The organism is Rhodanobacter sp. LX-99, from assembly GCF_018599185.1.
Taxonomy (GTDB): Bacteria; Pseudomonadota; Gammaproteobacteria; order Xanthomonadales; family Rhodanobacteraceae; genus Rhodanobacter.
Genome location: NZ_JAHFVL010000001.1, coordinates 2,221,663 through 2,247,740, shown reverse-complemented (window position 1 = coordinate 2,247,740; position 26,078 = coordinate 2,221,663). Strand labels below are relative to the sequence as shown.

The 26,078-nt window shown below is 68.9% G+C and carries 27 protein-coding genes; 19 read left to right on the top strand and 8 right to left on the bottom strand.

Annotated elements, in window-relative coordinates:
• The 4 genes from KK131_RS10335 (at position 1) to KK131_RS10320 (ending at position 3,817) form a co-directional block, all read left to right on the top strand.
• The gene (locus KK131_RS10335; protein WP_214556552.1) at positions 1-864 is read left to right on the top strand and encodes a zinc-ribbon and DUF3426 domain-containing protein; all 864 of its coding nucleotides are present in this window, start codon (positions 1-3) and stop codon (positions 862-864) included.
• Positions 865-1,020: 156 nt separating this feature from the next.
• Positions 1,021-1,344: a helix-turn-helix domain-containing protein gene (locus KK131_RS10330; protein ID WP_214556551.1), complete on the top strand. Its 324-nt coding sequence runs from the start codon at positions 1,021-1,023 to the stop codon at positions 1,342-1,344.
• A gap of 81 nt (positions 1,345-1,425) precedes the next feature.
• Entirely contained in the window at positions 1,426-3,051 is a 1,626-nt protein-coding gene (purH, locus tag KK131_RS10325; RefSeq protein ID WP_214556550.1) for a bifunctional phosphoribosylaminoimidazolecarboxamide formyltransferase/IMP cyclohydrolase, read from the top strand.
• Positions 3,052-3,106: 55 nt separating this feature from the next.
• Complete coding sequence (locus tag KK131_RS10320; protein ID WP_214556549.1) at positions 3,107-3,817, top strand: glutathione S-transferase; 711 nt, start codon at positions 3,107-3,109, stop codon at positions 3,815-3,817.
• A 7-nt stretch (positions 3,818-3,824) separates the two neighbouring features.
• Here the strand turns inward: KK131_RS10320 and KK131_RS10315 are convergent, their stop codons facing one another.
• On the bottom strand, positions 3,825-4,256 hold the full coding sequence (locus KK131_RS10315) for an EamA family transporter (RefSeq protein ID WP_214556713.1): 432 nt from the start codon (positions 4,254-4,256) through the stop codon (positions 3,825-3,827).
• A 71-nt stretch (positions 4,257-4,327) separates the two neighbouring features.
• A complete protein-coding gene (locus tag KK131_RS10310) occupies positions 4,328-4,852 on the bottom strand; it encodes a DUF2782 domain-containing protein (RefSeq protein ID WP_214556548.1) in 525 nt (174 codons plus the stop codon).
• A gap of 92 nt (positions 4,853-4,944) precedes the next feature.
• On the opposite strand from KK131_RS10310, the gene polA reads away from it, so the two are divergent.
• From polA to KK131_RS10295, 3 genes are all read left to right on the top strand, one after another.
• Positions 4,945-7,698, top strand: coding sequence for a DNA polymerase I (gene polA / locus KK131_RS10305; RefSeq protein ID WP_214556547.1), 2,754 nt, complete (start codon positions 4,945-4,947; stop codon positions 7,696-7,698).
• A 331-nt stretch (positions 7,699-8,029) separates the two neighbouring features.
• Positions 8,030-8,251: a hypothetical protein gene (locus tag KK131_RS10300; protein WP_214556546.1), complete on the top strand. Its 222-nt coding sequence runs from the start codon at positions 8,030-8,032 to the stop codon at positions 8,249-8,251.
• A 70-nt stretch (positions 8,252-8,321) separates the two neighbouring features.
• Complete coding sequence (locus KK131_RS10295; protein ID WP_214556545.1) at positions 8,322-10,613, top strand: 3'-5' exonuclease; 2,292 nt, start codon at positions 8,322-8,324, stop codon at positions 10,611-10,613.
• 101 nt (positions 10,614-10,714) lie between these two features.
• Here KK131_RS10295 and KK131_RS10290 read toward each other — a convergent pair whose 3' ends face one another.
• From KK131_RS10290 to KK131_RS10275, 4 genes are read right to left on the bottom strand one after another with little or no spacing between them, the layout of a single operon-like run.
• Positions 10,715-11,170: a hypothetical protein gene (locus KK131_RS10290; protein WP_214556544.1), complete on the bottom strand. Its 456-nt coding sequence runs from the start codon at positions 11,168-11,170 to the stop codon at positions 10,715-10,717.
• Positions 11,171-11,210: 40 nt separating this feature from the next.
• Positions 11,211-12,467, bottom strand: a complete 1,257-nt coding sequence (locus KK131_RS10285) for a heme biosynthesis HemY N-terminal domain-containing protein (RefSeq protein ID WP_214556543.1) — start codon at positions 12,465-12,467, stop codon at positions 11,211-11,213.
• Positions 12,464-13,615, bottom strand: a complete 1,152-nt coding sequence (locus KK131_RS10280; protein ID WP_214556542.1) for a uroporphyrinogen-III C-methyltransferase — start codon at positions 13,613-13,615, stop codon at positions 12,464-12,466. The genes KK131_RS10285 and KK131_RS10280 overlap by 4 nt, the downstream gene beginning before the upstream one ends.
• Before the next feature lie 57 nt (positions 13,616-13,672).
• Complete coding sequence (locus KK131_RS10275; protein WP_214556541.1) at positions 13,673-14,443, bottom strand: uroporphyrinogen-III synthase; 771 nt, start codon at positions 14,441-14,443, stop codon at positions 13,673-13,675.
• Positions 14,444-14,533: 90 nt separating this feature from the next.
• Here KK131_RS10275 and KK131_RS10270 point away from each other — a divergent pair, with 90 nt between their 5' ends.
• From KK131_RS10270 to KK131_RS10260, 3 genes are all read left to right on the top strand, one after another.
• Positions 14,534-15,007 carry a YiiD C-terminal domain-containing protein gene (locus tag KK131_RS10270; RefSeq protein ID WP_214556540.1) on the top strand — a complete coding sequence of 158 codons (474 nt, stop codon included), beginning with the start codon at positions 14,534-14,536 and terminating at the stop codon, positions 15,005-15,007.
• Between the two features lie 55 nt (positions 15,008-15,062).
• Entirely contained in the window at positions 15,063-15,476 is a 414-nt protein-coding gene (locus KK131_RS10265) for a hypothetical protein (protein ID WP_214556539.1), read from the top strand.
• Positions 15,477-15,575: 99 nt separating this feature from the next.
• Positions 15,576-16,022 carry a rhodanese-like domain-containing protein gene (locus KK131_RS10260; protein WP_214556538.1) on the top strand — a complete coding sequence of 149 codons (447 nt, stop codon included), beginning with the start codon at positions 15,576-15,578 and terminating at the stop codon, positions 16,020-16,022.
• Between the two features lie 53 nt (positions 16,023-16,075).
• Here the strand turns inward: KK131_RS10260 and KK131_RS10255 are convergent, their stop codons facing one another.
• Positions 16,076-17,149 carry a 2Fe-2S iron-sulfur cluster-binding protein gene (locus KK131_RS10255; RefSeq protein ID WP_345777275.1) on the bottom strand — a complete coding sequence of 358 codons (1,074 nt, stop codon included), beginning with the start codon at positions 17,147-17,149 and terminating at the stop codon, positions 16,076-16,078.
• 63 nt (positions 17,150-17,212) lie between these two features.
• Between KK131_RS10255 and KK131_RS10250 the strand changes: the two genes are divergently transcribed.
• From KK131_RS10250 to KK131_RS10225, 6 genes are all read left to right on the top strand, one after another.
• Positions 17,213-17,653 (top strand): hotdog fold thioesterase, encoded by a 441-nt coding sequence (locus KK131_RS10250; protein ID WP_214556537.1) that lies wholly within the window; start codon positions 17,213-17,215, stop codon positions 17,651-17,653.
• 85 nt (positions 17,654-17,738) lie between these two features.
• On the top strand, positions 17,739-18,686 hold the full coding sequence (locus KK131_RS10245; RefSeq protein ID WP_214556536.1) for a serine/threonine protein kinase: 948 nt from the start codon (positions 17,739-17,741) through the stop codon (positions 18,684-18,686).
• An 86-nt stretch (positions 18,687-18,772) separates the two neighbouring features.
• Positions 18,773-19,312 (top strand): DUF1190 domain-containing protein, encoded by a 540-nt coding sequence (locus tag KK131_RS10240; RefSeq protein ID WP_214556535.1) that lies wholly within the window; start codon positions 18,773-18,775, stop codon positions 19,310-19,312.
• Positions 19,312-20,493, top strand: coding sequence for a glutathionylspermidine synthase family protein (locus tag KK131_RS10235; protein ID WP_214556534.1), 1,182 nt, complete (start codon positions 19,312-19,314; stop codon positions 20,491-20,493). The genes KK131_RS10240 and KK131_RS10235 overlap by 1 nt, the downstream gene beginning before the upstream one ends.
• A 91-nt stretch (positions 20,494-20,584) precedes the next feature.
• Positions 20,585-21,022 carry a hypothetical protein gene (locus KK131_RS10230; protein ID WP_214556533.1) on the top strand — a complete coding sequence of 146 codons (438 nt, stop codon included), beginning with the start codon at positions 20,585-20,587 and terminating at the stop codon, positions 21,020-21,022.
• Between the two features lie 60 nt (positions 21,023-21,082).
• A complete protein-coding gene (locus tag KK131_RS10225) occupies positions 21,083-22,255 on the top strand; it encodes a class I SAM-dependent rRNA methyltransferase (protein WP_214556532.1) in 1,173 nt (390 codons plus the stop codon).
• Here KK131_RS10225 and KK131_RS10220 read toward each other — a convergent pair whose 3' ends face one another.
• Positions 22,256-23,449, bottom strand: a complete 1,194-nt coding sequence (locus KK131_RS10220) for an FAD-dependent oxidoreductase (RefSeq protein WP_214556531.1) — start codon at positions 23,447-23,449, stop codon at positions 22,256-22,258.
• A 125-nt stretch (positions 23,450-23,574) separates the two neighbouring features.
• Here KK131_RS10220 and rmuC point away from each other — a divergent pair, with 125 nt between their 5' ends.
• The 3 genes from rmuC to KK131_RS10205 all read left to right on the top strand — a co-directional run bounded on the left by rmuC (position 23,575) and on the right by KK131_RS10205 (position 26,028).
• Positions 23,575-25,017, top strand: coding sequence for a DNA recombination protein RmuC (gene rmuC, locus KK131_RS10215; RefSeq protein WP_214556530.1), 1,443 nt, complete (start codon positions 23,575-23,577; stop codon positions 25,015-25,017).
• Positions 25,018-25,096: 79 nt separating this feature from the next.
• On the top strand, positions 25,097-25,699 hold the full coding sequence (gene folE, locus KK131_RS10210; protein ID WP_214556529.1) for a GTP cyclohydrolase I FolE: 603 nt from the start codon (positions 25,097-25,099) through the stop codon (positions 25,697-25,699).
• 2 nt (positions 25,700-25,701) lie between these two features.
• A complete protein-coding gene (locus KK131_RS10205) occupies positions 25,702-26,028 on the top strand; it encodes an EF-hand domain-containing protein (RefSeq protein WP_214556528.1) in 327 nt (108 codons plus the stop codon).
• Positions 26,029-26,078 lie beyond the last annotated feature (50 nt).

The window sequence follows — 26,078 nt, the reverse complement described above, 5'->3', positions numbered from 1 at the left end:
ATGTACACACAATGTCCCGAATGCCTGTCCGTGTTTTCGCTGGATGCGCAGACGCTAGCGAAAGCGCACGGCCATGTCGTGTGCGGACATTGCGGGGCCAGCTTCGACAGCCTCGCCACGCTCGCCGAGCAGTTGCCGCCGGAACCGTTCGCCGAACTGCCGGTCAACGAACCCGCGTTCGAGCCGCCACTGCTCGACCTGGTGGTCTACCGGCCGCGGCCCGATCCGCCGGCGGTGGCGGTTGCCGACGAGATGGTGACGACGGCGGCGCCCAGGCCGGCCGTCGAGGACTTCTCGCAACTGGTCTTCGCGCCGCGTTTCGCCCGCGAACCACAAACCCGTCCGCGTGAACGATCGGCCCGACGCGAACGCCGGCGGCACCTGCGCCCGTCCGGCGAACGGCGCTGGCCGTGGGTCGTGGCATGCCTACTGCTCGCGCTGCTGCTCGCCCTCCAGCTGGCCTGGGCCAAGCGCGACGACCTGATCCGCAACCCCGCCGTGGGCGGCTGGCTGCGCGGCAGCTGTGGCGTGCTCGGCTGCGAGCTGCCGCTGGTTTCTGCGCCGCAGCAGCTGCGCCTGCTGGCCAGCAACGTGCAGGCGCACCCCAGCGTCGCCGGCGCGCTGATGATCAGCGCCAGCGTGCGCAACGACGCCACGTTCACGCAGCCCTACCCGGTGCTGACGATCACCTTGTCGAACGCCCAGGGCCAGCGCATCGCGATGCGCCGGCTGCAGCCGGCCGAGTACCTGGACGACGCCACCATCCTGCGCCATGGCCTGGCGCCGGGCGGCAGCGCCGTGCTGCTGCTGGAAGTGGAAGACCCGGGCGACAAGGCGGTGGCGTTCGAGATCGGTTTCGAATAACGACGCCTGCGGTACTTAAAATTATCCGCCCGCGCGGGTAGACTCGATCCCTCGCGCTGGCATGCCGGACGGCATGCGATACACGCCGCGACCTGCAAGATCAGTCATAACCATGAGCAGCGGCCTATGCAGTCGTCGCTTCGTACGTGAGGGAAGATGCCCGTGAATGCCGTAAGACTGCCTGCCGCCGAGGCCGCAAAACAGACCTCGTCGCAAAGCGCAGGCTCGTCTGGCGCCAGCTCCCAAGGCCAAAGCGCGCTGAGCGAATGTGTCACCCGCACGGTGCGCCGCTACCTTGCCGACATCGGCGACACCGAATGTTCCGAGGGCCTGCATGCGCTGGTGCTGCGCGAGGTCGAAGTACCGCTGCTGCGCGAAGTGCTGGCCTTCCACGACGGCAACCAGAGCCGCGCCGCCAGCGCGCTGGGCATCAACCGCGCCACCTTGCGCAAGAAGCTGGCCGCGCACGGCCTGCTGTAACCCATCCCGCGGATTCGTACGAAAGCCACCCACCATCCGGGCGGCTATAATAAGCGGCTTTCCCCTCCTGGAAACCCGCTCATGTCCGCTCCCCAGCTCGTCCCGGTCCGTCGTGCCCTGCTCAGCGTCTCCGACAAGGCCGGCCTGATCGATCTGGGTCGGCGCCTCGCCGCCAAGGGCATCGAGCTGCTCTCCACCGGCGGCAGCGCAAAGGCGCTGCGCGAGGCCGGCATCGCGGTCACCGAGGTCAGCGACCTCACCGGTTTTCCCGAGATCATGGACGGCCGCGTGAAGACGCTGCACCCGAAGGTGCATGGCGGCCTGCTCGGCCGCCGCGGTACTGACGATGCCGTGATGGCCGAACTCGGCATCGCGCCGATCGACCTGCTGGTGCTGAACCTGTATCCGTTCGAAGCCACCGTGGCGAAACCCGGTTGCACGCTCGAGCAGGCGATCGAGAACATCGACATCGGCGGCCCGGCGATGCTGCGCTCGGCGGCGAAGAACTGGAGCGACGTCGGCGTACTCACCTCGCCGGACCAATACGCCGATGCGCTGGCCGAGATCGAACAGCACGGCGGCCTCACCCGCGCGACCCGCTTCAAGCTGGCCGTGGCCGCGTTCAACAACGTATCCAGCTACGACGGCGCGATCAGCGACTACCTGTCCGGACTGGAGCTCAACGATGCGCAGGACGCGATCGCCGGCCACGCCACCTTCCCGGGCCAGGTCAACGGCCGCTTCGTGAAGCTGATGGACCTGCGCTACGGCGAGAACCCGCACCAGCAGGCGGCGTTCTACCGCGACCTGTACCCGGCGCCGGGCACGCTGGCCACCTTCCGCCAGCTGCAGGGCAAGGAGCTGTCGTTCAACAACATCGCCGATGCCGACGCGGCGTGGGAGTGCGTGCGCAGCTTCAAGAAGCCGGCCTGCGTGATCGTCAAGCACGCCAACCCATGCGGCGTGGCGGTGAGCCTGGACGGCATCGGCAAGGCCTACGACCTCGCCTTCCAGACCGATCCCACCTCGGCCTTCGGCGGCATCATAGCGTTCAACCGCGAGGTCGACGGCGCCACCGCACGCGCGATCGTCGAGCGCCAGTTCGTCGAGGTGGTGCTGGCGCCGGGCTACGCGGACGACGCGCTGAAGGCGTTCACGAAGAAGGGCAACGTGCGCGTGCTGGTGATCCCGCTGCCGGCGGGCGCCGATCCAGAGCGTGGCAACCTGCTGGCCGCGCACCCCGGCAACAGTTCCAAGCGCGTCGGCTCCGGCCTGCTGATCCAGAGCGCCGACACCGGCATGATCACGGCCGAAGACCTCAAGGTGGTCACCCGCCGCGCGCCCACCGAGGCGCAGATCCACGACCTGATCTTCGCCTGGAAGGTGGCCAAGTTCGTCAAGTCCAACGCCATCGTCTACGCGCACAACCGCCAGACCATCGGCATCGGCGCCGGCCAGATGAGCCGCGTCTACAGCGCGAAGATCGCCGGCATCAAGGCGGCCGACGAGAAGCTCGAGGTGCGCGGCTCGGTGATGGCCAGCGATGCGTTCTTCCCGTTCCGCGACGGCATCGATGCGGCCGCCGAAGCGGGCATCAGCGCGGTGATCCAGCCCGGTGGCTCGATGCGCGACGCCGAAGTGATCGCCGCCGCCGACGAGCACGACATGGCGATGGTATTCACCGGGATGCGCCACTTCCGGCATTGAGTCCCGGCCTGCAGAGGCGCACGCTCGGCATCCATCCTTCGATCCGGAGGCTGCCATGCATTACGAGCTGTATTACTGGACCGGCATCCAGGGCCGCGGCGAATTCGTGCGGCTGGCGCTGGAAGATGCCGGCGCCGACTACGACGACGTGGCGCGCATACAGGGCGACGACGCCATCGTGCGTTACCTCGATGGCGTCCACGAAGGCGCGCTGCCGTTCGCGCCGCCGTTCCTCAAGGCCGGCCGGCTGCTGATCGCACAGACCGCCAATATCCTGCAGTACCTCGGCCCGCCGCTCGGCCTGGTGCCGGAGAGCGAGAGCCGGCGCTTGTACGCGCACCAGCTGCAGCTGACCATCAGCGACCTCGTCGCCGAGGTGCACGACTCGCACCACCCGATCGCCGGCAGCCTGTACTACGAGGACCAGCGCGTCGAAGCGCTGCGCCGTGCGGCCGACCTGCGCGGGACGCGGCTGCCGAAGTACCTGGACTATTTCGAGCAGGTGCTGGAACGCGGCGGCGGCCAGCATGCCGTGCACGGACATTCCTACGTCGATCTTTCGCTGTTCCAGCTGATGAGCGGGCTGGAGTACGCGTTTCCGCGCGCCATGCGGCGCCTCGGGCACGGGCTGCCGCTGCTGCATGCGCTGAAACAACGGGTGGCGCAACGGCCGCGCATCGCCGCCTACCTGGCGTCGCCGCGGCGGCTGCCGTTCAACGAGAGCGGCATCTTCCGCCACTACCCGGAACTGGACGACCCGGCCTAGAGCCTGTTCAGAACAGCGCGATCACCATCGCGCCGGCCACGATCAGCGCGCCGCCGACCAGCAGCGGCCAGCTCGGCTGTTCGCCCAGGAACAGCAGGCCCAGCAGGATCGCCAGCGCCACGCTGAGCTTGTCGATCGGCGCCACCTTGCTCACCGGCCCCAGCTGCAGCGCACGGTAGTAGCACAGCCACGACAGTCCGGTGGCGATGCCGGACAGCACCAGGAACAGCCAGCTGTGCAGCGGCAGCCCCATGGGCTTGGCCCACTCGTTGCGCAGGCTGAGGATGCCGGCGGTGACGAGCAGGATCACGATGGTGCGGATGAAGGTGGCGAGGTTGGAATTGATGCCGGCCACGCCGAGCTTGCCGAACAGCGCGGTCAGCGCCGCGAACAGCGCCGAACCCAACGCAAACAGCAGCCAGCTTTCACGCAGTTGCATCACGCCGCCCTCCGCCTGGATACGGCCCGACGTCGTCGGTACGGTGCCGACGACGCGCTTCGGCACGTGGCTCAGTGGCCGTTGCTGCTCGCCGGTGCCGTTTCGCTCGAACCCTCGGCGGGTGGCCGGCTCTTGCCCCATTCCAGCACCTTGTACATCACCGGCCCGACCGGCTTCATGCCGTGTTCGTCGACCAGCCGGCCCTGCGGATCGACCATGTAGGTCTGCGCGATGCCGCTCTTCGGGGTGATCACCACCATGTAGACGCGGCCGTTGCGGCTGTATTCCTGGATGCTGTTGTCGCCTTCCTGGCGGATCCGCACTTCCGGCGCCGGCTGGTCGCGGCTGGTCTGCACGCTGCCTTCGTCGTGCATCGCGGGCAGCGCCTGCGGCTTCAGGTTCAGCGGCTGCGCGGACGAGTGCGGCGCGGCGTGGGCAGGCCGCCTCGCCGCCGGCTTGGACGGCAGCTCCGCTGCTTTCACGCCCGGGTCGTTGATCCCGGGCGGCGGCGGTACGTTCGTCGACGGGGCGGACTGCGCCAACACACTCGATGTGAACAGGACGCTGGCGGCAACCAGCAAGGCGGCGGTTTTCATGGCGGCAACCTCGTTCGGGGAGCGCAGCATAACAGCGCCCTTGCCGGGCTTTCGTGAAGCGCGACGTTTCGCCGTGCATGCGAGAATGGGGAATGCCCAAACTCATCCTGATCGACGGCTCCTCTTACCTGTACCGCGCGTTCCACGCGCTGCCGCCTCTGAGCAACGCCCGCGGCGAGCCCACCGGCGCGCTGTTCGGCGTGGTCAACATGCTGCGCGCCACGCTGAAGGCCAAGCCGGATTACCTGGCCTTCGTCGGCGATGCGCCCGGCCCGACCTTTCGCGACACGTTGTACGCCCAGTACAAGGCGAACCGCCCGCCCATGCCGGACGATCTGCGCTCGCAGGTCGAGCCGATGCTGGCCATCGTCGGCGCACTCGGCTTTCCGATCCTGTGCGTGCCCGGCGTCGAAGCCGACGACGTGATCGGCACGCTGGCGGTGCAGGCACAGGCACTCGGCATCGATGTGCTGGTCTCCACCGGCGACAAGGACATGGCGCAGCTGGTGAGTCCGCACGTCACCCTGGTCAACACCATGAGCAACACGGTGATGGACCGCGACGGCGTGATGGAAAAGTTCGGCGTGTGGCCGGAGCAGATCATCGACTTCCTCAGCCTCACCGGCGACGCCATCGACAACATCCCGGGCGTGCCCAAGTGCGGGCCCAAGACCGCCGCCAAGTGGCTGGCCGAGTACGCCACGCTGGACGGCGTGATCGCGAACGCCGACAAGGTCGGCGGCAAAATCGGCGAAAGCCTGCGCGCCGCGCTGCCGCAACTGCCGCTGTCACGCCAGCTGGCGACGATCAAGACCGACGTGCCGCTGGAGTTCGGCCCCACCGACCTGGCCCAGCGCGTCGCCGACACCGCGCAGTTGCGCGAGCTGTATACGCGCTACGAGTTCAAGGCCGCGCTGAAGGACCTGGATGCCGCGGAGCAGGCAACGGGAATCGTGGAACCGCAGCCGGGAGAAACCCTCCCCGCCGAGCCGGCCGTTCCGGCAGGGCCCGTCGCGGTCATTGACGCCGCCCTGTCCGCTGCCGGCGAATACGAGCTGGTCACCACGCAGGCGCAGCTCGACGCCTGGCTGGGAAAACTGCGCCGCGCCGAGCTGATCGCGTTCGACACCGAAACCACCAGCATCGACGCGATGCGCGCGGACATCGTCGGCATCAGCTTCGCGGTGGAGCCGGACAAGGCCTGCTACATCCCGCTCGGCCACGATTATCCCGGCGCACCGAAGCAGCTCGACCGTGACGCCGTGCTCGCCGCGCTGAAGCCCGTGTTCGAGGATCCATCCCGGCCCAAGCTCGGCCAGCACGCGAAATACGACATCAACATCCTGTCCAACTACGGCATCGTGGTGCAGGGCCTGAAGCACGATTCGATGCTGGAATCCTACGTGTGGAACGCCACCGCCACGCGCCACGACATGGATTCGCTGGCGAAGAAGTACCTCGGCTACGACACGGTGAAGTACGAGCAGGTCGCCGGCAAGGGCGCGAAGCAGATCTCGTTTTCGCAGGTGGACCTGGACACCGCCTGCCGCTACGCCGCCGAGGATTCGGACATCACCCTGCGCCTGCACCTGGCGCTGTGGCCCAAGCTCGAGAGCGTGCCGGCCCTGCGCAGGGTCTACGAGGACATCGAGATTCCGCTGATGCCGGTGCTGGCCGCGATGGAGCAGCGCGGGGTGCTGATCGACGGCGACGAGCTGCGCCGGCAGAGCCAGCAACTGGGCAAGCGCATGCTGGAACTGCAGCAGCAGTCGTATGCGCTGGCCGGGCGCGAGTTCAACCTCGACTCGCCGAAGCAGCTGCAGGCGGTGCTGTTCGACGAACTCGGCCTGCAGGCGAAGTTGAAGACGCCGACCGGCCAGCCGTCGACCAACGAGGAAGCGCTGGAAGCGATCGCCGACAGCCACGAACTGCCGCGGCTGATCCTCGACTACCGCGGCCTGGCCAAGCTGCGCTCCACCTACACCGACAAACTCTCCGGCATCGTCAACCCGCGCACCGGGCGCGTGCACACCAGCTACCACCAGGGCTCGGTGGCGACCGGGCGAATCTCTTCGTCCGATCCGAACCTGCAGAACATCCCGGTACGCACCGAGGAAGGCCGGCGCATCCGCCAGGCCTTCATCGCGCCACCGGGTTGGCAGGTGCTGGCGGCGGACTATTCGCAGATCGAACTGCGCATCATGGCCCACCTGTCCGGTGACGAAGGCCTGCTCAGGGCGTTCCACGAAGGCGGCGACATCCACCGTGCCACCGCCGCCGAAGTGTTCGGCCTGAAACCCGAGGAAGTCAGCGCCAACCAGCGCCGCGCCGCCAAGGCGATCAACTTCGGCCTGATGTACGGCATGAGCGCGTTCGGCCTGGCGCGCCAGCTCGGCGTCGACCGCGGCGAAGCCGGCGACTACATGGCGCGCTACTTCGCCCGCTATCCGGGCGTGCACGCGTTCATGGAAGCCACCCGCGAACAGGCCCATCGCGACGGTTACGTGGAAACCATCTTCGGCCGCCGGCTGTACCTGGAAAACCTCACCTCGCGCAACCAGGGCCTGCGCCAGGGCGCCGAGCGCGCCGCGGTGAACGCGCCGATGCAGGGCAGCGCCGCCGACATCATCAAGCGCGCGATGATCGCCGTGGCGGCGTGGCTGAAAGACCGCGACGACGCCCACATGCTGATGCAGGTGCACGACGAACTGGTGTTCGAGGTGCGCGCCGACGCGGTCGATGTGGTGCGCGCCGCCGTCGTCGAACGGATGTCCGGCGCGGCGGAACTGGCGGTGCCGCTGCTGGTCGATGTGGGCGTGGGCGCGAACTGGGACGAGGCGCATTGAACGCGAGCCGGGCAATACCCTCTGCGCAACAACGACTTGGTGGTTAACTTTCCATGAGAATGAATCGTCTGTAAATTTCTTTGGAAATCGTGCAACTTTCTCCGCAAATCACGCACTAACACTACGGATGCACGCAACGGCATCCGCGGCGAGCTCACCTCCCTGAGCCGCCACAGGCGCGAACCTCTCCCCTGGGTCTTCGCGTCTGCCCCCGCCCCGGAGGCTCCCCCTAGCCTCCGGGGCTTTTTTTGCCCGCGACCCGCGCGGCCTGTACATTCCATGCACGACGGCACCCGGCATACTCGATCCACATCCACCGAGGGGAACATCCATGCGCGCAGGACTTTTCATCGCCGGCATCATCCTGCTGGTCGCCGGCATCTGGGTCGTCGCAGGCAACGGCAGCTACAAGCAGACCGAGACCCTGGCCCAGCTGGGTTCCGCCAAGATCGAAGCCACCCACACCAAGTCCGTGCCCCCGTGGATCGGCATCGCCGGCATCGTGGTCGGCGGCCTGCTGATCGTCGGCGGCATCGCCAGCAAGAAGCGCTGAGCCGCACCCGCCGCTCCGAAAACCGCCGCTCCCGCGGCGGTTTTCGTCTGCGCCCACTACAATGGGCGCGATGGATGTCTCGTACCTGATCGACCCGCTCAACGAAGCCCAGCGCGAAGCCGTCTGCGCCCCACCCGGCCACTACCTGGTGCTTGCCGGCGCCGGCTCCGGCAAGACCCGCGTGCTGACCCACCGCATCGGCTGGCTGACCCAGGCCGAGCGCGTGCCGCCGTGGGCGATCCTCGCCGTCACCTTCACCAACAAGGCCGCCGGCGAGATGCGCGCGCGGCTGGAAGCGCTGATCCCCGGCGGCACCCAGGGCCTCACCGTGGGCACCTTCCACGGCATCGCCCATCGCCTGCTGCGCCGGCACTGGCGCGAGGCGGGGCTGCCGGAAACGTTCCAGATCCTCGATTCGGACGACCAGCTGCGGCTGGTCAAGCGCGTGGTAGCCGGGCTGGGCCTGGACGACGCGAAATATCCGCCGCGCCAGGCCTGCTGGCAGATCAATAACTGGAAGGACGAGGGCAAGCGGCCGGACGGCATCGAGCATCGCGACCATCCGGTCACGCACACCTTCGTGAACATCTACAAGGCCTACGAGGACGCCTGCCGCCGCGCCGGCCTGGTCGACTTCGGCGAACTGCTGTTGCGCGCGCACGAGCTGTGGCTGAAGAACCCGGCCGTGCTGGAGCACTACCAGCAGCGCTGGCGGCACCTGCTGATCGACGAATTCCAGGACACCAACACGCTGCAGTACGCGTGGATCCGCGTGCTCGCCGGCGCTACCGGGAAGGTCTTCGCGGTCGGCGACGACGACCAGTCGATCTACGGCTGGCGCGGCGCCAAGGTCGAGAACATGGCGCAGTTCCTGCGCGACTTCCCCGGCGCGCGCACGATCAAGCTGGAACAGAACTACCGCTCCACCTCGACCATCCTGAAGGCCGCCAACAGCGTGATCCAGCGCAACGGCAGCCGCCTCGGCAAGGAGCTGTGGACGGCCGGCGAGGACGGCGAACGCATCGCGCTGTACGCCGCCTACAACGAGCAGGACGAGGCGCGCTTCGTGATCGAGCGCATCCGCGAATACATCGACGAGCACGGCCAGGCGAAGGATTGCGCGATCCTGTACCGCTCGAACGCGCAGTCGCGCAACTTCGAGGAGCAGCTGGTCCAGCGCAACATCAAGTACCGCGTCTACGGCGGCCAGCGTTTCTTCGAACGGGCCGAAGTCAAGGACGCGCTGGCCTACCTGCGGCTCACCGCGAACCGGCACGACGACGCCGCGTTCGAGCGCGCGGTGAACACGCCGCCGCGCGGCATCGGCGAGCGCACGCTGGACGCGCTGCGCCGCCGTGCCCGCGGCGAGAACACTTCGATGTGGGAAGCCGCGCTCTCCGAATTGAGCAGCGGCAGCGAGCTGGCCGGGCGGGCGAAGAACGCGGTGAAGGCGTTCCTCGCGCTGATCGACGAAATGGCGCGCGCCTTCAAGCCCCTCTCCCCCCGGGAGAGGGTTGGGGGCGAGGGTACGGATGTGCCGACCACTCTCGCTCCGCCCGAACCCTCACCCCCAACCCCTCTCCCGGCGGGAGAGGGGAGCAGCTGCGAACTGACCCTCGCCGAACAGATCGACCACGCGATCACCCACACCGGCCTGCGCGACTTCTACGAGAAGGACAGTCGCGGCAACGCCGAATCGCGGGTGGAGAACCTGGACGAGCTGGTCAACGTGGCCAGCCGCTTCGAGCGCACCGCCGAGGACATCGACGCCGGCCTCGGCGAACTCTCCGCGTTCCTGTCGCACGCCGCGCTGGAAGCGGGCGAGAACCAGGGCGAGGCCTGGGACGACTGCGTGCAACTGATGACGCTGCACTCGGCCAAGGGACTGGAGTTCCCGGTGGTGTTCCTGGTCGGCATGGAGGAAGGCCTGTTCCCCAGCCAGCGCTCGGTCGACGACGAAGGACGGCTGGAGGAGGAGCGCCGGCTCGCCTACGTCGGCATCACCCGCGCCCGCGAGAAACTCGTCGTCACGCATGCCGAATCGCGCCGCATGCACGGCGCCGAGATGCTGGCGCGGCCGTCGCGCTTCCTCGGCGAGATGCCGGCCGAACTGATCGACGAGGTACGCCCGCGCGTGCACGTCACCCGTCCGCTGTACGCCGGCCGGCCGCACGAGGTCTCGCCGTCGCTGGAGGAATCGCTGCCGGTGAAACTCGGCCAACGTGTCAGCCATCCCAGCTTCGGCGAAGGCGTGGTGATCAGCGCCGAAGGCAGCGGCGCGCATACCCGCCTGCAGGTGAACTTCGAAGCCGCCGGCAGCAAGTGGCTGGTGGCGGCGTACGCCAACCTGACCCCGTTGTAGGACTGTATCCTCCGGCTGATCGCCAATCGAACCATGCCTGCACGCGGTGAAATCAAGACCCGCCCCGACGGGTCATGAAACCGAGACAATGACTTCAGGTGCTAACCGCCGCTGCAGACCAGGGCTTTCGCGGGATAGGCTCTGACGCACCACGCCTGCCAGCGCGCCCTATCCATTTCCCGCGTTTCCGAAGTGGCTCCGTTGTAGACAAACTCGAAGCTCATCCCGGTGACCTGATTCAAGATTGCGGACAGGGCGTCGTGGACAACCTCCGGCGCGTAGTGACGAATTCCTTCGAAGGCACCGGAAGATCCGTTCGCGAGTTCAATTTGCTTGATCGGCAAAGGCCGCATATCGCCAAGATGATGAACGATGTATGGAGCCGCATCCGACCCCAGGGACTCCAATTGTTCGAACGCTTCCATCTCCATGCGCGGGCTTGTGGCTCGGTCCACCAACGCTGCAACCTTTCGCGCCATCGGATCAGGCGAAGGAGACGAAGTTGCGCAACCTGAGATCGGCAAAGTAAGCAGGATGACCTTGATCATCTTGTGCATCGAATCTTCCCCTGAAAATCGCTGATGCCTGGGGCCGCACTCACCCCGGCAACCGCGGCACGCCGTGCACGTCGCGCTCCTCGATCGCGATCGGCTGCGTGTCGGGTTGCAGGGGGTTGGCCGTCTGCGCCAGTGGCGTGACTGCGTCGCCGCGAGCGGATGCCAGTGCATTGCGATAGCAGCGCTGCGCCTGTTCCGCATCGCCCTGGCCGGCGAACGTGTCGCCCAGGGCTTCCCATGCGGCCGTGCCTGGGGCCAGCGCCAGCGAGCGTTGCAGGTACTGCCGCGCCTTGCCCCACAGTTTCAGCCGCACGCACATGCGGCCGAGCGTGAGCAGCAGGTTCGCGTCGTTCGGATGCGCGTCGAGCCAGCCTTCGGCGCGGCGCAGGCGCGCCTCGACGTCGCCGCCGGCCAGGGTGCCGTAGGTTTCGATCAAGAGCGGCGACCACTCGCGGCGCAGCGCGGATTCCACTTCGTCCATCGCCGGCAGGGTCAACCCGAACGCGGCTGCGCGGCGCGCGTAGGCGTCGATCACCGCGGGCACGCGGCGCTGCGTCTTCGGCAGCTGCGACCACAGTGCGTTGAGGCTGGCGCCGTCCGCGACGGCCTGGATGGCGGCGGCCAGCACCTGCGCTTCCAGCGCGGCATAGGCGCGGTTGCCCAGCGCGCCGCTCTTCTGCAGCGGCGCCAGCGCTTCGCGGGCGCGCCGGATGTCGCCGTTGGCCATGGCCGCTTGCACCAGCTCGCGCCAGCCGCCCGGGGTCAGCGTGCCCTTGTCGGCTTCGGGCACCAGCAGCGCCAGCGCTTCGGCCGACTTGCCCTCGCGGCGCAGCACGCGGGCGCGCAGCACGCGGGCCGCTTGCGGCGCGGATTGCGCGGCCTGGTCCAGCGCCTCCAGCGCGCGACCGTGTTCGCCGCGGCGCGAAGCCGCCTCGGCCGAGGCCAGCAAGGCCGGGCCGCGCAGGCTGTCCAGTCGCGAGGCGCGGTTGAGGTCGCGCTCGGCGTCGCCGTGGCGGCCTTCCATCAGGGCGATCAGGCCGGCGCCAAGACGCTGCCGGCTGAGCCGCCGGTGCCGCCGCGAGAACGCGCCGAACGGCCAGCGCGCCAGCCGCCACAACACGGTGAGCAGCGCCCATGCCAAGAGCAGGATGACCAGCGCCGCGACCACCGTGGTCTCCACCCGCCAGCCGCGCAGGCGCAGCAGCACATAGCCGGGATCCTCAGCCACCCAGTGCCAACCGAACGCGGCCAGCGCGGCGGCGACCACCAGCAACCCGATCCCGTACCAGAGCCTCATGGCCGGGCCCCGCCCGGCGCCGCGGAACTGGCCGGGGCAGGACTGAGCGCATGCACCGCGCGCAGGCTGCGCAGTTCGGTCAACGCGGCGCCCAGCTGCACCGGCGCGTTCGCCGGCAACTGGCTGGCGAGCTGCTTCAAGGTCTCGCGCGCCTGCTGCACCGCCGACGCATGGCCATCGAACTGGCTGGCCAGCGCGGCATCCACCCGTTGCAGCGCGGCCGCATAGCCCTTGCTGTCATAGGCCAGCAATGCAGCCTGCGCCTGGGCCAGGTCGAGTGCGGCCAGCTCGCGCGCGAAACGTGCGTCGGCGACCGCCAGCGGCGCACCGTCGTCGCGCTGCACGCTGACCACGCCGGCCAGCGCGCGGCGGATGCGCGACCACGCATCGGTGGCCTCCGCGGCATGGCTGTCGAGCGGCTTCAGCGGCAGGCCGGCCAGATCGCCGCGCAGCGCCACCAGTTGCTGCAACGCGCCGGCCTGGCTGGCCGGCTGGCTCTTGGCCAGCGCCTCGCGCTCGGCATTGACGCTCTGGCGCAGGCCGGTGAATGCGCCGTCGTTGACCGCCGCCAGAGCCTGGTCGGCCAGCGCATACGCGGCGGCCGCGCCCTGCGCGTCATGGAACAGCGTGTAGCGTTCGCCGGCCATGCGCAGCAGCGATTCGGCCTCGTCCAGCAGCATGCCGTCGCGGCCGCTCAGCGTCTTCTCGGCGAGCTTGGCCACCGCGTCCTCGAGGTGGCGCGTGCGCTCGGCCTGGCCGAGCAGTTCCTCGCGCAGCGAACGGTTGACCTGGGCCGCATCGTCCAGCCGCTGGTTCAGGCTGCCGCGCTGGTCGCTCAGGGCAGTCAGCGTGGTTTCCAGCGTGGCCACGCGCTGCTGCAGGCTGGCGACACTCTGGTTGTCGGCGGCGCTGCCCTGTTCCTGCTGCCACTGGCGCCAGCCGATATAACCGGAAGCGCCCAGCGCGATCAGCGCCAGCAGCACCGCCAGCGCCAGGCTGCCGCCGCCGCGCGGACGCGGCGCTGGCCGCGTGGGCGCGGTGCGGGTCGCGCGCACGGACGGTTCGATCAGCACCGCATCGGGCGCAGCGGAATCGGGACGGGCGCCCTCGGGCGCGGTGGACGCGTTCGGCTTGTCTACGTTGCTCATGCGCGCATGCTAGCAGCCCGTACGGCCGCGTTCGTAGCAGGCGGACGTGAAGAGCGCTCAGTGCGCCGGTGTGGCCGCGGCCAGCAGGTCCGCCGACAACGCCGAGGCGGCCGTAACGATGCGCCTGAAGCCCGCTGCACGCGCCGCCGCCGCCAGCCGTTCGCTGCTGACCACCGCGGTCGCCGCGCACAGTCGCGTCCACGCCGCTGGCGGCAGCAACTGCTGCAGGTTGTGCAGCGCCTCGGCGCTGGACAGCAGCACCTGCGCCGAGGCCGGCAACTGCAGCAGCGCATCGACATGGCGCCGGTCCAGCCGCGGCGGCACCCGCCGGTAGACGTGCAACTCGTGCAGTTGCGCGCCACGCGCGGCGAGCTGTTCGCGCAGCACGCCGCGGCCGCCGGGCGCCCCGATCAGCGCCGCCCGGCGACCACGCAGCGCGTGCAGCGCGGGATGTTCGAGCAGGCCCTCGCTGTCCTGCCGCCGCGGCGCCAGCGGCGCGGCGATGCCATGCCGGCGCAACGCCCGCGCCGTGCCCTGGCCCACCGCCAGCACGGTCGCCGCCGTCTGCAGCGGCAACAGGGCCGCGGCGTAACGCACCGCGGCGGGGCTGGTGAAGACGATCAGCTCAGCCGTCAGCGCCGCACGCAAGCCCGCACGCACGGCGGCGGCATCCGCCACGCCGCGCAAGGCCAGGCCCGGCAGCAACAGCGGCACGCCGCCGAGCGCGCGCACCCGGCGCGCCAACGCCGACGCGGTACCGGCCGGGCGGGTGATCACCACGGTCCGGCCGTGCAAGCCCTGCTTGTCCCGAGGGGATTGTCGCTGCATCCGCGCACCGCGTCCGGCCACTGTCATGGCCCCAGTGTAACGGTGGCCCTACACTGGGAGGTCTTCCCTTCCCCGCGGACCCCCAACCACGTGAGCACGACCGACGACGCAACACCGCACGCGCAGCAACTGATCCAGTTCATCCGCGACGAAATCCCGCTGGCCCACGCGATGGACCTGCAGTTGGCCGGCTGCGATGGCGACAGCCTGAGCCTGCGCGCGCCGCTGGCGCCGAACGTCAACGACAAGGGCTGCGCGTTCGGCGGCAGCCTGGTCAGCCTGATGACCCTGAGCGGCTGGGCGCTGGTGGAACTGGCGCTGCGCCGGCGCGGCCACGACTGCGACGTGTTCGTGGCCGAATCCCGCGTGCGCTACCTGGCGCCGCTGTGGCAGGACTTCTGCAGTGAGGCGCGGCTGGCCATGGACGCGGGCTGGGACACGTTCTTCAACACGTTGGGCGCACGCGGCAAGGCGCGCATCAGTGTCGACTGCGTGGTGCCCGGCGAGCACGGCAAGCCCGCCTGCACCCTGAGCGCACGCTTCGTCGCCAAACGCCGCGGCTGAGTCGCCCGCTTCCGCTTGAGGCAGAATGAGCGGCATCCATCGGGGAGGAACCACCATGCGCCGCATCCTGAGCATCCTTGTCATGCTGTCCGTGCTGTTGCTGGCCGGCTGCGCCACCAAGACCCGCAGCGACGCGCTGACCACCACGCTCAAGGCTTACGGCAGCGCACTGCGCTGGGGCGATTTCCAGAGCGCTGCGCAGTTCATCGACCCCGCGGTGCGCGCCGCGCATCCGCTGAGTTCGCTGGAACTGGCGCGCTACCGGCAGGTCCGGGTGAGCGAATACGACGACGGCGCCGGCCCGGTGCCGAGCGGCGACTTCGACGTGCAGCAGACCGCGATGATCAGCCTGGTCAACATCCACACCCAGTCCGAGCGCAGCATCGTCGACCACCAGACCTGGCACTACGACGAGAAGACCAAGCACTGGTGGCTGACCAGCGGCCTACCGGACATCACCCAGGACTGAGCGCCAGCCCGATCGGCGGGTGCCCCGCGCCGATCGCGGCATACCCGTATAATCGCCGGTTCACCCGAGCGGATGCCATCAGGGCACAGTGGATTGACGATGAACGATTTCCTGCACAAGCTGCCCGAATTTATCGGCAACCATGTGGCCTTGTCGGCCCTGTTCGCGGTCCTGCTGGTGGCGTTGATCGTCATGCAGCTCAGCACCCTGTTCAGCAAGATCAAGGAATTGAGTCCGACCGGCCTGACCCAGCTGATCAACCGCGAAAGCCCGCTGCTGATCGACCTGTCGGCCATCGCCGAGTTCGAGAAGATGCACGTGCCCGGCGCGAAGCACGTGGCGATGAGCCAGTTCGACCCGGAACACAAGGACCTGGCCAAGGCGAAGGAGCTGCCGGTGGTGGTGATGGACAAGGACGGCCGCGGCAATTCGCTGAAGGCCGCGCAGCGGCTGGTCAAGGCCGGCTTCGTCAAGGTCTATACGCTGGGCGGCGGCGTGCTGGCATGGCACGCGGCGCAGCTGCCGGTCGCCAAGGGCTCCAAATAGCATGAAGTAAGTGGAGAGGAGTGAGAGAAAGCGTGCACGGCGCCGGCTTTCTCTCACTCCTCTTCACTCACTTCTCTGCGGTCGTGGATGCCGGCGCGCCCGGCGATGATCGCCGCCAGCACGTCCGGCGCGTATTCGAACGAGTCGTAGTACAGCCGCTCTTCCGGCAACCCGGCGTCGAGGAACAACTGATGCCCGGCGTCGATCATCGCCGGCGGGCCGCTCATGTACAGGTCGTGGCCGGACAGGTCGGGTTGGTCCGCCAGCACCGCTTCGTGCACCAGCCCCGTGCGCAGGCCGTCGGCGCGCTCCGGGTCGGACACCACCGCATGGAATGCGAGGTTCGGCACTTCACGCGCCCAGTGTTCGGCCAGCGCGCGCAGGTACAGGTCCGCCGCGCTGCGTGCGCCCCAGTACAACTGCATCCGCCGGCGCGTGCCCAGCGCGATGAAGTGCTCGACGATCGCCTTGACCGGGGCGAAGCCGGTGCCGCCGGCCATGAAGATCATCGGCCGCTCGGAATCCTCGCGCGGCACGAAGGTGCCCAGCGGCCCCTCGACGCGCAGGCGGTCGCCGACCTCGAGCCCATCGTCGACCCATGAGGTGAAGCCGCCACCGGCAACATGGCGCACGTGCAGTTCGACCGTGCCGTCCGGCTGCGGGCGATTGGCAATCGAGAACGGCCGGCGTTTGCCATTCTCCAGCAACACGTCCAGGTACTGGCCCGGCAGCCGCCGCAGCCGGCGCTCGCTGCGATCGGGCTGCAGGCGCAGGCCGGTCACGTCCGCCGCCAGCCGCCACTTGTCGGCCACCACCACGCCGAGCTGGCGCCGAGCGATGTCCTCCACCGAGGCGACCTCGCGCGCCTCCAGCAGCAGGTCGCTGGCCGGCACGGCCTGGCACAGCAGCACCGCGTGCTGGGCCAGCGCGCTGGCGTTCAGTGCCAGTGGCGGGTTGCGCGGGTACTCGCAGCGCCCTTCCAGCAGGGTCGCCTTGCAGCTGCCGCAGACACCGGCGCGACAGGAATACGGCAACGCCACGCCCGCGCGTTGCGCCGCTTCCAGCACGGTTTCGCCGGGGGCCACCGGAAACTGGCGGCCAGTAGATTTGAGGGTAACGGTGAACACCAGGCACATTGTCGTTGCGATCGCGGCAATCGACAATGCAGGCTCGATACGCAGGAATCAACGATGAGCCTCTGGAAGCAACCCGCCGACCCCGCCCGCCTCAACGGCTGGAGCGCCAACACCATGATGGAGACGCTGGGCATCCGCATCACCGCGGTCGGCGACGACTGGCTGCAGGGCACCATGCCGGTCGACCGGCGCACCCACCAGCCGTACGGCCTGCTGCACGGCGGCGCCTCGGTGGCGCTGGCCGAGACCCTGGGCAGCACCGCGGCGATGCTCACGCTGGACCCCGAGAAGGAACTGGCGGTGGGCCTGGACATCAACGCGAACCACATCCGCGGCGTGCGCAGCGGCACGGTGACCGGCACTGCGAAAGCGCTGCACATCGGCCGCACCACCCAGGTGTGGGAGATCCGCATCGAGAACGAAGAGGGCGCGCTGGTGTGCATCTCGCGCATCACCATGGCGGTGATCCCGGCGCGCGGCATGGGCGTGCGTTGAACACGGTTTTTCTGCAAAAAACCGCGCCCTCACCCCAATCCTCTCCCGGAGGGAGAGGAGGCAAACGCAAAAGGCACGGCACTTTATGACAGCCGACACGCCGTACGCCAGCCTCACCCCCGACCTGGTGCTCGACGCGGTGAGCGCCTGCGGCCTGTGGCCGGACGGCCGCCTGCTGGCGCTGAACAGCTACGAGAACCGCGTGTGGCAGATCGGGCTGGAAGGCTCTGCGCCGGTAATCGCGAAGTTCTACCGGCCCGGCCGCTGGAGCGACGCGGCAATCATCGAGGAACACAGTTTCGCGCAGGAGCTGGCCGACGCCGAGCTGCCGGTGGTGGCGCCGCTCGTCTTTGGCGGCCGCACCCTGTTGCACCACGCCGGCTTTCGTTATGCCTTGACGCCGCGCCGCGGCGGTCGCGCGCCGGAGCTGGAAGCGATCGACCAACTGCAGTGGCTGGGCCGGCTGATCGCACGCATGCACCTGATCGGTGCGCGGGCGCCGTTTGCCCATCGCGGCCAGCTCGATCGCGAGACGATGGTGCGGCAGCCGATGCAGGCGGTACTCGGCTCGTCGCTGCTGCCGGCCTCGCTGCAGACGAACTACCGCGCCGCGGCGGCGCGGCTGGATGCGGCGATCGCCGCACGCCTGGAGGCCATCGGCCCGGTCCGGCAATTGCGCCTGCACGGCGACTGCCACCCGGGCAACGTGCTGTGGACCGACGCCGGCCCGCACTTCGTCGACTTCGACGACGCGCGCACCGGCCCGGCGGTGCAGGACCTGTGGATGCTGGCGAACGATGCGCGCGCGATGGAAGCCGTGCTCGAGGGCTACCAGCAGTTCCGCGATTTCGACCACGCCGAGCTGGCGCTGATTCCCGCATTGCGCGCGATGCGCCAGCTGCACTACGCCGGCTGGATCGCCGCGCGCTGGCACGACCCGGCGTTCCCCGCCGCCTTCCCGTTCGCCGCCGAATCGCGCTGGTGGGAACAGCATGTCGCCGACCTGCACGAACTGGCCGACGAGCTGGAATGAGGGGTCGCTGCGGCATTCGACCGCAAGAACTTTCATCCGCGCGCGCAAGCAGGCATGCTTGGCCGGATACCTTGCCGAGTGTGTCCATGAAACGATCCCGCACCGCCGCCCTGCTGCTGATGAGCACGGCCCCGTTGTTGCTGACCGCCTGCGACCGCAGCGAAAGCGCGTCGCGCGAAGGCCTGTACACCTCGGTCGAGGCCTGCGTGGCGCAGACCAACGACAGCAGCACCTGCCAGCAGGCGTTCGCCAAGGCGCAGCAGGACGCGGTGGCCACCGCGCCGCGCTTCGCCAACCGCGAGGCATGCGAAGCCAGCTACGGCAAGGAGAAGTGCGCCGAGCGCAACGACGGCGCCAGCCATTCGTTCTTCGGCCCGCTGATGACCGGCTTCTTCCTGTCGCAGATGATGTCGCGCAACGGCGTGGCCGCGAACGGCTTCAACAGCGCGCCGGCGTTCCGCGACAGCAATGGCGGCTGGCAGCGCCCGGCCACCGGCGCCGGCGGCGTCTACCGTGGCGGCGCCGGTACCGCGATGGTGCCGGTCAACGCCACGCCGAACCGCGCGATCACGGTCAGCCGTTCCGGTTTCGGCACGTCCGGCAGCAGCCGCGGCATCGGCGGCTGATGCGCCGGGTCGCCACGGCCGAGCGCCCCGACTGGCGCGCCAAGGCCGCCGCGTGCGGCTTCGGTTTCCACACCATCGACGATGCGCCGTACTGGGACGAGTCGGCGTACTACGCGTTCAGCCTGCGCGAGATCGAGGTCGACATCGAGGCGCCCAGCGAGGAACTGCACGCGATGGCGCTGGACATGGTCGAGCGCATCGTCGGCAGCGAGCAGCACATGCAGCAGCTGGCGATTCCGGAACCGTACCGGGACTGGATCGCGCAGAGCTGGCGCGAGCGCCAGCCGCACCTGTACGGCCGCATGGACTTCGCCTACGACGGCACCGGTCCGGCCAAGCTGTACGAGCTGAACTACGACACCCCGACCTCGCTGTTCGAAGCCGCGTTCTTCCAGTGGCAATGGCTGGAAGACCAGCTCGCGCGCGGCCAGCTGCCGGCCGGCAGCGACCAGTTCAATTCGATCTACGAATCCCTGGTGGAAGCGTTCGGCACGATCGCGCGCGGCATCGCGCGGCCGTTTCATTTTGCCGCGGTGCGCGACTCGATGGAGGACCAGGGTACGGTGGCCTACCTGCGCGATTGCGCGCTGCAGGCCGGCGTCGACTGCGGCGCGCTGGCGATCGAGGACATCGGCGTCTCCGCCGACGGCCGCTTTACCGACCTCGACGACCAGGTGATCGGCTGCCTGTTCAAGCTGTACCCGCTGGAGGACATGTTCCGCGAGTCGTTCGGCCAGCATTTGCCGCGTGCCGGCCTGCAGTTGATCGAGCCGCCGTGGAAGGCGCTGCTGAGCAACAAGGGCATCCTGCCGCTGCTGTGGGACGCCCACCGCGGCCACCCGAACCTGCTGCCGGCCGAGTTCGACGCCGGTGGCGCGCCGCCGCGGGGCTGGGTGCGCAAGCCGCTGCATTCGCGCGAAGGCGCCAACGTCGCGATGCACCTGGACGACGGCCGCGAGCTGCGCACCGACGGCCCGTACCGCGATGGCCCGTGCATCCGCCAGGCCTGCCACCCGCTGACCGCTTTCGACGGCCACTACCCGCTGATCGGCAGCTGGGTGGTCGGCGACCGCGCCTGCGGCATCGGCATCCGAGAGGACAGCTCGCTGGTCACCCAGGACAGCGCCCGCTTCGTGCCGCATGCGATCGTCGAGGAAGCGCGCGGCGTGCTGATCGCCTGAGCCGCGTCGCCATCTGCGGAAAATCGAGACGCCCGCGCAAATCCCGCCGGCCCTGCTCGGCTAAGCTTGCGTCTTTTGAACGGGGCCACGCGTGCGCAATTTTCTCTTTCGCCTGATCGGCATTCTCGAAGTCGCCGGCGGCCTGTACGGCGCGGCAGTGATGCTGCGCCGCCTGCTGCCGCTGGGCTCGACCCACGACAGCATCCTCGCGCTGATCGGCCTGCTCCTGTTCGGCTTCGTGCTGGTCGCCGGCGTGCTGCTGCTGGAAGGCAGCGAGAGCGGCGTGCGGCTGTCGCGCTGGGCGCAGCTGCTGCAGCTGCCGCTGATCGCCACGCCGATCTTCAGCTACGCGCTGCACAGCGGCGCCTTCGTCAACGTGTTCGCCACCTTGCAGGCCGCGCCGCGGCTGGGCATCGACTGGCACTTCGGCACGCAGGGTTTCGTGCTCGCCGTCGCCGGCCCGGCCGTGTCGCGGCTGGGCATCAACCTGCTGGCGCTGCTGTCGTGGCTGGTGCTGCGCCTGCGCTGAAAACGCTTCGCCCCTGCACTGCCCGCCGGGGATAAGCGAAGCACCAGCTATCATGCGCGGATGAATACTCCCGCTGCGTTACCCGTCATCCGCCTGAAGTCCGATCGCAACCCCGGCCACCCGTGGGTGTGGTCGGCGCAGATCTACAAGCCGGAGTCGAAGTTGCCGCCGGGCAGCCTGGTCGAGGTGCACGACGCGAGGGGCCGCTTCGTCGGCCGCGCGTTCTGGAACGGCCACGCGCGCATCGCGCTGCGCCTGCTCGACACGCATCCGGACGCCAGCATCGACGCCGACTGGATCGCTTCACGCATAGCCCGCGCCGTGCAGCTGCGCCGCGACTGGCTGCAGCTCGATGCCGTCAGCGACGCCTGGCGCGTGGTGCACAGCGAGGGCGATGGGCTGTCCGGCCTGATCGTCGACCGCTACGCCGACATCCTGGTGATCGAATACTTCGCCGCCGGCATGTGGCGTTTCCGCGAGGCGATCCACGCCGCCCTGCTGACGCACTTCCCCGGCGCGCAGCTGTACTGGTTCGCCGAGTCGCACGTGCAGAAGCAGGAATCGTTCGACTGCCGCAGCCCCGATGTGCCCGCCGCGTTCGAGGTGCACGAGCACGGCCTGCGCTTCCACGCCGCGCCGGGCTCCGGCCACAAGACCGGCTTCTTCGCCGACCAGCGCGACAACCGCAAGCGCTTCGCCGAACTGGCGAAGGGTCGCCGCGTGCTCGACCTGTGCTGCAACGCCGGCGGCTTCGCCGTGCACGCGATGGCCGCCGGCGCGCGCGAGGCGGTCGGCGTGGATCTGGATGCGGGCATCCTCGAAGTCGCCCGCGCCAATGCCGCCGCCAACAACGTCGCCGTCACGTTCGAGCAGTCCGACATCTTCGACTGGGTGCGTGCCGCGGTGGCGCGCGGCGAGCGCTACGACGCGGTGATCCTCGACCCGGCCAAGCTCACCCGCGACCGCAGCAAGGTGATGGACGCGCTGAAGAAGTACTTCGCGATGAACCGCATGGCGCTGGACATCATCCCGCCCGGCGGCCTGCTGCTGACCTGCTCGTGCACCGGCCTGGTCGGCGAAGGCGAGTTCCTGGAAATGCTGCGCCGTGTGGCGCTCAACGCCGGCCGCGAAATCCAGGTGCTGGAAGTGCGCGGCGCCGGCGCCGACCACCCGTTCCGCACCGACGTGCCGGAAGGGCGCTACCTGAAGGCGGTGTTCTGCCGGGTGGATTGATCAGCCACCACGCGGCAGCCGCCCGCGCAGCGAGGCGGCGTCGAACGGGCCGGGTTGCGCGATCAGCTCGCGCGCGGCATCCACCTGATCCCACGTGTTCCACAACAGCACGCCGCGCACGCGCCCGGCCTCGAGGTAATACACCACGCCCTCGCGGTTCGGCTCGCGCCAGTCCTCGACCACGTCCAGTCGCGTATCCAGCAGGCCGACCGCTTCGTAGCCGAGATCGAACAGGTCGGAATAGAAGAACGGCAGCGCGGTGTATTCCCCGGCGACCCCGGCCATCGCGCGGCCGGCGTGGCGGCCCATGCTGACTGCTGCGTCCTCGTGCTCCACCCGCAGCCGCCGGCCCAGCGCCGGGTTGTAGAAGTTGGCCACGTCGCCGGCAGCCCAGATGTCCGCATCGCTGCTGCGCAGATGGGCGTCGGCCACGATGCCGTCGTCGACGGCAAGGCCGGCCTGTTCGGCCAGCGCGGTGTTCGGCGTCACGCCGAGGCCGGCCACCGCCGCTTCCACGCGCAGCAGGCTGCCATCGGACAGCACCAGCTCCACGCCGCCGTCGGTGGGGTTGCTGCCCTGCACGCGCACGCCGCTGCGCACGTCCACGCCGCGGCTGCGGTAGTAGTCGTCGAGATAGTGCGCCAGGCCATCGGGGTAGCGCCCCGCGCCGATCGTCTCGCCGGGAAACAGCAGGGTCACCTTGCAGCCGAGGCTGCACAGCGACGCCGCCAGTTCGCAGCCGATGAAACCGCCGCCGATCACCGCGATGAAGGCGCCGGGCTGGGCGTAGCGCCGCAAGGCCTGGTAATCGTCCAGCGTGCGGAAATGGATAATCCGCTCGCCGCCCTCGAACGGCAGCCGCCGCGGGGTGGCGCCGGTGGCCAGCAGCAGGCGGCGGTAGCGGTAGCTGTCGCCGCGGTCGTCGCGCGCGGTGCGCGCCACCCGGTCCAACGATTCGACGCGGCGGCCCAGGTGCAAGGTCGCGCCGCCTTGCGCGGTGGCCAGGTCGATGTCGGCCACCGACTTGTCGCCCTTCCACAGCGCCTTGGACAGCGGCGGCCGCTGATAGGGCGGCGGCGTCTCGGCGCCGACGATGCCGACGTTCGCCGCGGCATCGACCTCGCGGATCGCCTTGGCCGCCGCATCGGCGGCCATGCCGGCGCCGATGATCAGGTAATCGTGAACATGTTCCATGACGCTCTCCCAGGCCGACGTATCGGCCCATGATGCACCGCCCTGGCAGCGGCAACGTGAAATCCAGGCGCAGCCGATGAGACCGCTCGACGTACACTGGATGCATCGACCCGGGAAAACGTTCCATGCCGCTCAATGAAACCCTGCTGATCGCCCTCGTCATCCTTGCCGCGCTGGTGCTGCTGTTGCAGGTCGCGGTGCTGCTGCGCGGGCGCGGCGACCCCGGCCTGGGCGCGAAGCTGGACGCCCTGAAAGACGACAGCGCCCGCGTCGAACGCACCCTGCGCGAGGAGCAGCGCGCCGGCCGCGAGGAACTGCAGCAGGGCTTCGACCGCTTCCGCGGCCATCTTGGCGAACAGCTCAACGGCATGTCGCAACAGCAGGCCGAGCGCATCGACGGCTTCGGCCAGCGCCTTGCCGCGCTCACCGACGGCACCAGCCAGGGCCTGCAGACGCTGGCCCAGCAACTCACCGAGGACGCGCGCAAGAGCCGTGCGGAAACCACGCTCGCGCTCAACCATTTCGGCGAGCAGCAGCAACAGCGCTTCGCCGCGCTCAGCACCGAGCACGAAAAGCGCATGGGCGAAGTGCGCGCCACGCTGGAAGCCAAGCTCGGCGCGATCCAGCAGGACAACGCGGCCAAGCTCGAGCAGATGCGCGCCACTGTCGACGAGAAGCTGCACGCCACCCTCGAAACCCGCCTGGGCGAGTCTTTCAAGCTGGTTTCCGAACGGCTCGAAGCGGTGCAACGCGGCCTTGGCGAAATGCAGAGCCTGGCCACCGGCGTGGGTGACCTGAAGCGCGTGCTCGGTAACGTGAAGACGCGCGGTGTACTGGGTGAAACCCAGCTCGGAGCGCTGCTCGAACAGCTCCTGACGCCCGACCAGTACGCAGTCAACGTGGCCGTGGTGCCCAACTCCGACGCACGGGTCGAATACGCCATCCACATGCCCAACGGCGTCGATGGTGCCGCGCTGTGGCTGCCGATCGACGCCAAATTTCCGCTCGAGGACTACCAGCGCCTGCAGGAGGCCCAGGAAAACGCCAACACCGCAGCCGCCACGGACGCCGCCAACGCACTGGAGCGGCGCGTGCGCGACGAGGCCAAGCGCATACGCAGCAAGTACGTGGCACCGCCGCACACGGTGGACTTCGCCATCCTGTTCCTGCCCACCGAGGGTTTGTTCGCCGAGGTGCTGCGGCGGCCGGGCCTGTTCGAGTCGCTGCAGCGCGACCATCACATCACGGTCGCCGGACCGACCACGCTGGCAGCGATCCTGACCAGCCTCAAGGCCGGCTTCCGCACGTTGGCGATCGAGAAACGCAGCAGCGAGGTATGGCAACTGCTCGGCGCGGTCAAGACCGAGTTCGGCAAGTTCGGCGCAGTACTGGACAAGGTCAAGAAGAATCTCGACCAGGCCAGCAACCAGATCGACGCGACCGGCCAGCGCACCCGTGCGATCGAACGCAAACTGCGCGGCGTGGAAACTGCGCCCGGCGAAGTCACCCGGCAGTTGCTGGGCGACGACGTGCCCACGCCGGACGAGAACGACGACCCGGAAGTCTGAGCGTCCCACCACGCCCGCGCCTGCGCGGGCTTGACGCTGCCGCTAAACTGATCCGACCCGCAACCCCAAAGGTATCCGCATGAGCGACCAGCCCCATCCGAACGACGTCAGTCGCGAACAGGCCGAGGAAGCCGTGCGCACCTTGCTGCGCTGGGCCGGCGAAGACCCTTCGCGCGAAGGCCTGCTGGACACGCCCAAGCGGGTGGTGAAGGCATATCGCGACTGGTTTTCCGGCTACGAATCCGATCCGGGCGAATACCTGCGCCGCACCTTCAAGGAGGTGAACGGCTACGACGAGATGGTGGTGCTGCGCGACATCGAGTTCGAGAGCCACTGCGAGCACCACATGGCGCCGATCATCGGCCGCGCCCACGTCGGCTACCTGCCGACCAACCGGGTGGTCGGCATCAGCAAGCTGGCCCGTGTGGTGGAAGGCTTCGCGCGCCGCTTCCAGGTGCAGGAGAAGCTCACCGCGCAGATCGCCCAGTGCATCCAGGAAACCCTGCAGCCGGCCGGCGTGGCGGTGGTGGTCGACGCCAGCCACGAATGCATGACCACCCGCGGCGTGCACAAGCGCGGCGTGTCGATGGTGACCAGCCAGATGCTCGGCACCTTCCGTGACGACGCGCGCACCCGCGCGGAGTTCCTGCAGTTCATCGGCATCCACGGCGGCAGCCGCTGAACGTGCGGCTTGTCGCCGCGCTGGCGCTGTTGCTGGCGGCAGCGGCCGCGCTGGCGCAGGAAACGCGTTCGGAGTACCTGCAGATGTTCGACGGCGATGGCGACGGCCGGGTCAGCGAGACCGAATACCTGGCGTACATGGATCGGAGCTTCCGCAGCATGGACAGCAACGGCGACGGCATCCTCGAAACCGCGGAGCTGCCCGGCCATCGCGGCCGGCCGATCTCGCTGACCGGCTTCCAGGACAACCTGCGCAGCCAGTTCCACAAGCTCGACCGCAATCGCGACGGCTATCTCGACGCCCGCGAATTGACCGCGCCGCCGCGCTGAGCGCCGTGCCGTTCTGTGCTCCCTCCCCTGCAGGGGAGGGTTGGGGGTTG

Excerpts from the sequence above, each read along its gene's own strand:
- KK131_RS10335 (WP_214556552.1), top strand. The coding sequence starts at position 1 with ATGTACACACAATGTCCCGAATGCCTGTCCGTGTTTTCGCTGGATGCG.
- KK131_RS10330 (WP_214556551.1), top strand. The coding sequence starts at position 1,021 with ATGCCCGTGAATGCCGTAAGACTGCCTGCCGCCGAGGCCGCAAAACAG.
- purH (WP_214556550.1), top strand. The coding sequence starts at position 1,426 with ATGTCCGCTCCCCAGCTCGTCCCGGTCCGTCGTGCCCTGCTCAGCGTC.
- KK131_RS10320 (WP_214556549.1), top strand. The coding sequence starts at position 3,107 with ATGCATTACGAGCTGTATTACTGGACCGGCATCCAGGGCCGCGGCGAA.
- KK131_RS10315 (WP_214556713.1), bottom strand. The coding sequence starts at position 4,256 with ATGCAACTGCGTGAAAGCTGGCTGCTGTTTGCGTTGGGTTCGGCGCTG.
- KK131_RS10310 (WP_214556548.1), bottom strand. The coding sequence starts at position 4,852 with ATGAAAACCGCCGCCTTGCTGGTTGCCGCCAGCGTCCTGTTCACATCG.
- polA (WP_214556547.1), top strand. The coding sequence starts at position 4,945 with ATGCCCAAACTCATCCTGATCGACGGCTCCTCTTACCTGTACCGCGCG.
- KK131_RS10300 (WP_214556546.1), top strand. The coding sequence starts at position 8,030 with ATGCGCGCAGGACTTTTCATCGCCGGCATCATCCTGCTGGTCGCCGGC.
- KK131_RS10295 (WP_214556545.1), top strand. The coding sequence starts at position 8,322 with ATGGATGTCTCGTACCTGATCGACCCGCTCAACGAAGCCCAGCGCGAA.
- KK131_RS10290 (WP_214556544.1), bottom strand. The coding sequence starts at position 11,170 with ATGCACAAGATGATCAAGGTCATCCTGCTTACTTTGCCGATCTCAGGT.
- KK131_RS10285 (WP_214556543.1), bottom strand. The coding sequence starts at position 12,467 with ATGAGGCTCTGGTACGGGATCGGGTTGCTGGTGGTCGCCGCCGCGCTG.
- KK131_RS10280 (WP_214556542.1), bottom strand. The coding sequence starts at position 13,615 with ATGAGCAACGTAGACAAGCCGAACGCGTCCACCGCGCCCGAGGGCGCC.
- KK131_RS10275 (WP_214556541.1), bottom strand. The coding sequence starts at position 14,443 with ATGCAGCGACAATCCCCTCGGGACAAGCAGGGCTTGCACGGCCGGACC.
- KK131_RS10265 (WP_214556539.1), top strand. The coding sequence starts at position 15,063 with ATGCGCCGCATCCTGAGCATCCTTGTCATGCTGTCCGTGCTGTTGCTG.
- KK131_RS10260 (WP_214556538.1), top strand. The coding sequence starts at position 15,576 with ATGAACGATTTCCTGCACAAGCTGCCCGAATTTATCGGCAACCATGTG.
- KK131_RS10250 (WP_214556537.1), top strand. The coding sequence starts at position 17,213 with ATGAGCCTCTGGAAGCAACCCGCCGACCCCGCCCGCCTCAACGGCTGG.
- KK131_RS10245 (WP_214556536.1), top strand. The coding sequence starts at position 17,739 with ATGACAGCCGACACGCCGTACGCCAGCCTCACCCCCGACCTGGTGCTC.
- KK131_RS10240 (WP_214556535.1), top strand. The coding sequence starts at position 18,773 with ATGAAACGATCCCGCACCGCCGCCCTGCTGCTGATGAGCACGGCCCCG.
- KK131_RS10235 (WP_214556534.1), top strand. The coding sequence starts at position 19,312 with ATGCGCCGGGTCGCCACGGCCGAGCGCCCCGACTGGCGCGCCAAGGCC.
- KK131_RS10225 (WP_214556532.1), top strand. The coding sequence starts at position 21,083 with ATGAATACTCCCGCTGCGTTACCCGTCATCCGCCTGAAGTCCGATCGC.
- KK131_RS10220 (WP_214556531.1), bottom strand. The coding sequence starts at position 23,449 with ATGGAACATGTTCACGATTACCTGATCATCGGCGCCGGCATGGCCGCC.
- rmuC (WP_214556530.1), top strand. The coding sequence starts at position 23,575 with ATGCCGCTCAATGAAACCCTGCTGATCGCCCTCGTCATCCTTGCCGCG.
- folE (WP_214556529.1), top strand. The coding sequence starts at position 25,097 with ATGAGCGACCAGCCCCATCCGAACGACGTCAGTCGCGAACAGGCCGAG.